Raw genomic sequence first — 3,686 nt, 5'->3', positions numbered from 1 at the left:
AAATCCACAAAGCAGATAGTGTTGAGCCGAAAGCAACCATCAAAAATGAAAAGAACCTCATAAATCTGGATAATCTATTTTTTCCAACCAAATATAAACCTAAAAATGTACTTTCTAAGAAAAATGCAAAAACACCTTCAGCAGCCAATGGCGCCCCAAATATATCTCCCACAAATCTTGCATAATTTGACCAGTTTGTACCAAACTCAAACTCCATTACAATACCTGATGCTACGCCAATAACAAAATTGATAGCAAAAAGTTTAGCCCAAAAATCCGCCATTTTTCTGTAAATTTCATCGTTGGTTTTAAGGTACATATACTCAATAATTGCAATTAGTGTACCCAAACCGATCGTAAGCGGTGGATAAATAAAGTGAAAGCCTGCAGTAACGCCAAACTGTATTCTAGACAATAACTCTGCATCCATAAACCTTACCTCCTCAAATTCTAAAGATTATATCTTTCAATTTTAAATTATCTAAAGCCTTATTAATGCAAAGTTCTAATTTTTGCAAATGATATGTGAAACTACAGTATGGGTTTAATTCGCAGGCGCCTGGGTCATCTGTACATAAATTTACGTGTTTGTAGCCATCAAGATCTCTCATTATATCCAGTACACTTATTTTATTTGTATCTAAATCTTTATTGAATCCTATGTATCCACCCCTGCCTTGCATTGAGACAAGATAACCTTTTTTAACAAGCTTATTTACGATTTTATGTGCAAAAGGTTTTGGGATATATAAAATCTTGCTAATTTCTTCAACTGTTGCGCTTTCGATATTTGAAAGCAAACTCAATATCCTTATCGCGTAATCAATTTCCCTTGAAATAATATTCATAGTTAAAATATAAAAAATATTACTAAAAAAGTCAAGATTAAAATGCAAAAAAAATTTATTATAATGTAAAATCTATTTTAATAATTTTTTAATGTAGTTTAAAGTCCAAATTTAAAAAATTTTAATTTAAAGTTTAAATATGATAAGGAAAATTCAATAAAATATAAATTAATAAAACTAATAATGACATTGAAATACTATTAAATTTTTTTCTTGACAAATAAAAAAATATTACTAAATTATATAATTAGTAACTTATGTAAATTACAAAATAATAAAAAATTTTTAACTAAAGGAGGTGACTCGATATGAGTCAAAAAGGTTTATTGTCTAAAAGTTTTCTAACATCTGTTATGTGTTTTTTATTTTTTTTGACCTTTTTTTGTCATGCCTATGCTGCTGATCAAGCTCAGTCAGTAGTGGGTAAATGGATTGCTCCAATTATTTATTTAGGTGCATTTGCTTTATTATCTCAAGGATTTATGCATCTAGATCCTGAAAGAAAAAAAGCAAATGAAAAAACCGTTGGGGTGATAACTTTGGTTGTTGGTGTAATGTGGTGGCCTTTTTTAATAGCAATGATTTCAAATGAAGGACTTGGGCCAATAACAAATTTTGTTGCAGGTCTTGCCGGCATGTATGCTTTCTTTTTTATGGTTTTGGGTATACTGGAAATTTTTTCACTACCTAAAAAATCTCTTGGAGGGATTGCTATTTTGATTGGGTGGCTTACGCTTGCTTATGCATTGTTTTGGCTATTAAATGGTTTAAAAGTTAGCTGGGCTTATCATGCATCAATTGCTTTTGTGTGGTTTGTAGCGATGAATTTGGCAGGTTTATTAATGCAAGGTAAAATGAATGAAAAACTTGTAGGATGGGTAGTAACATTTGCAGCTTTGTATACATTTGCCATTCCTGCAATTTTATGGTCTTTACCAGCTGGAATGCAGGGACCTTTTTAATAAAGGAGGAACAAGTATGTCTTTAGTTAACTATTTGATAGGCTGTGCAGTAGTTGGTTGGCTCTTTGCGCTATTTGTTTGGCTGACACCTGATAAACAATAGACCAAAGGCTTTGCCTTTGGTCTAGTTTGACTAAAAATATATAATATGCTAAATTCTTCTTTATGAAACTAAAAAGTTTAATCAGTTTAGCTAATCCTTTTAAAGCTCATTATATTAAAGAAAAACTAAATTTGTTTGGTAAGTATTTAGAATTCAGTTTTGATTTTCAAGATTGTAATTCTATGGAACAAATAGCTTCTTTCTTGCATGAAAAAATTATTGATTGTGCAGTAATTGATGCAAAAAATTGTTTGGATTTTAAGTTAGATTTTTTAGACTGGTTTTTTGTAAATTTATACGAAAATAATGAATTTGATCTTTTAATTTCAAAACAAACCAATATAGAAAAAATTGGTGTTGTGACTAATAGCCAATGGCTTTATTGTAAAAAAAGATTTAATAATGCAACCATTTCATTTATTAGGGAGTTTAAAAGCATTGATCAATTAATAGCTGATTATAGTGCAGTTATACTTCCAGGTTACATTACATATGATAGTAAATATGAATTTTATACTGAAAAAATTAACATAGCCGATATGCAAAAACCTTTGTTTGAAGGTTTTGCCTGCGTTGAATTTAGAAAAAATGATGAACGTTTTACATTATTGCGTCAGTTTTTTATAAAAAGCGTATATTTTATTGGAGCAGGTGTAGGTGATAAAAAATATGCTACACAAGAAGCTATTGAAACTATAAAAAATTTAGAGGTATGTCTCTTTGATAACTTGATGGATCATGCTTTATTGGATTTTCTTCCAGATAATGCGATTTTAGTAGATGTGGGAAAAAGGTGTGAACATCACAAATTAAATCAATCAAAAATCACTGATTTAATAAGTACATATGCTCGAATGGGTTTTAGAGTAGGCAGGCTAAAGGGAGGAGATCCTTCAATTTTTGGCAGACTTGCTGAGGAAATCAAGGTGTTGGAAGATTTAAAAATTAATTTTAATATTGTGCCCGGTATAAGTACTATAAATGCTTTGTCTATAAGAAGCGGTATTATTCTAACACGAAGGGAAGTAAATAGAGGTTTTTGCGTTTTATCTGCCATTAAACATAAAGGGGCTGCTGCAGAGTTCAGTAAAAATGAATTATCTACTTTACCATTGGTTTTTTTTATGGGAGTAAAAGTTGTTGGTAAAATTAGCAGTTCCTTGATAAATGAAGGTTACTCACCTCAAACTAAAGTTGCTCTTATATTTAGTATAGGTACAGATAAAGAATTTGAAATAAGAGGAACATTGTCTGATATAGCTTATAAGGTTAATGATTTAAAAGGCAAATTATTTTATGATAATCCTCCAGGCATATTTATTGTTGGAAATATATCCAGCTTTTATTATAAAAAAAGCAGTATCCTTCAGGACAAAAGGATTTTGTTGCCAGCACCTATAGATTATAAATTGTATTTTAATTTTAAAGATGTAGGAGCAAAGCCAATTGATTATGATTTGAGTGTTAATTACAATATTGAGAGCGAGCTTCTGAAAAAAATAACTAATTTTCAAGCTATAGCAGTTTTAGATTTAAAAATTGCTGAGGCTTTAATTAAATCTTTTCAAGATAAAGAACTGGATATACGCCTTTTACCAGCACTTATAACCAGTTCAGGTGAAGTTTTTGAATTTTTTAAAAAATATGGCTTACAAAGTATTAAGAATATTGATTCAATTAGACAACTTGAAATTTGTTATGTATACAATTATAACTCCAACAATGGATTTATTAAAAAATTATCTAAATTAAATAACATAATTAAAATAAAGC

4 protein-coding genes are annotated in these 3,686 nt (G+C 29.5%); 2 read left to right on the top strand and 2 right to left on the bottom strand.

Translation table 11 applies throughout. The annotated features are described in order from the left end of the window. Positions 1–430: cytochrome ubiquinol oxidase subunit I (locus Q0C22_RS08755; protein ID WP_291493851.1), on the bottom strand; the 430-nt coding region annotated here is incomplete at its 3' end. Positions 431–443: 13 nt separating this feature from the next. Continuing rightward, on the bottom strand, positions 444–848 hold the full coding sequence (locus Q0C22_RS08750) for an Rrf2 family transcriptional regulator (protein ID WP_291493845.1): 405 nt from the start codon (positions 846–848) through the stop codon (positions 444–446). 308 nt (positions 849–1,156) lie between these two features. Here Q0C22_RS08750 and Q0C22_RS08745 point away from each other — a divergent pair, with 308 nt between their 5' ends. Both Q0C22_RS08745 and Q0C22_RS08740 read left to right on the top strand, forming a co-directional pair. Continuing rightward, positions 1,157–1,810, top strand: a complete 654-nt coding sequence (locus Q0C22_RS08745; protein WP_291493843.1) for an AmiS/UreI family transporter — start codon at positions 1,157–1,159, stop codon at positions 1,808–1,810. 165 nt (positions 1,811–1,975) lie between these two features. After that, positions 1,976–3,686 (top strand): SAM-dependent methyltransferase (locus Q0C22_RS08740; RefSeq protein WP_291493841.1); only part of this gene is annotated, 1,711 nt, incomplete at its 3' end.

The sequence above is a fragment of the Desulfurella sp. genome, from assembly GCF_023256235.1.
In the GTDB taxonomy this organism is placed as follows: domain Bacteria; phylum Campylobacterota_A; class Desulfurellia; order Desulfurellales; family Desulfurellaceae; genus Desulfurella.
Note: the sequence above shows the minus strand (reverse complement) of the source record. Positions and strands in the feature narration are given on the sequence as shown.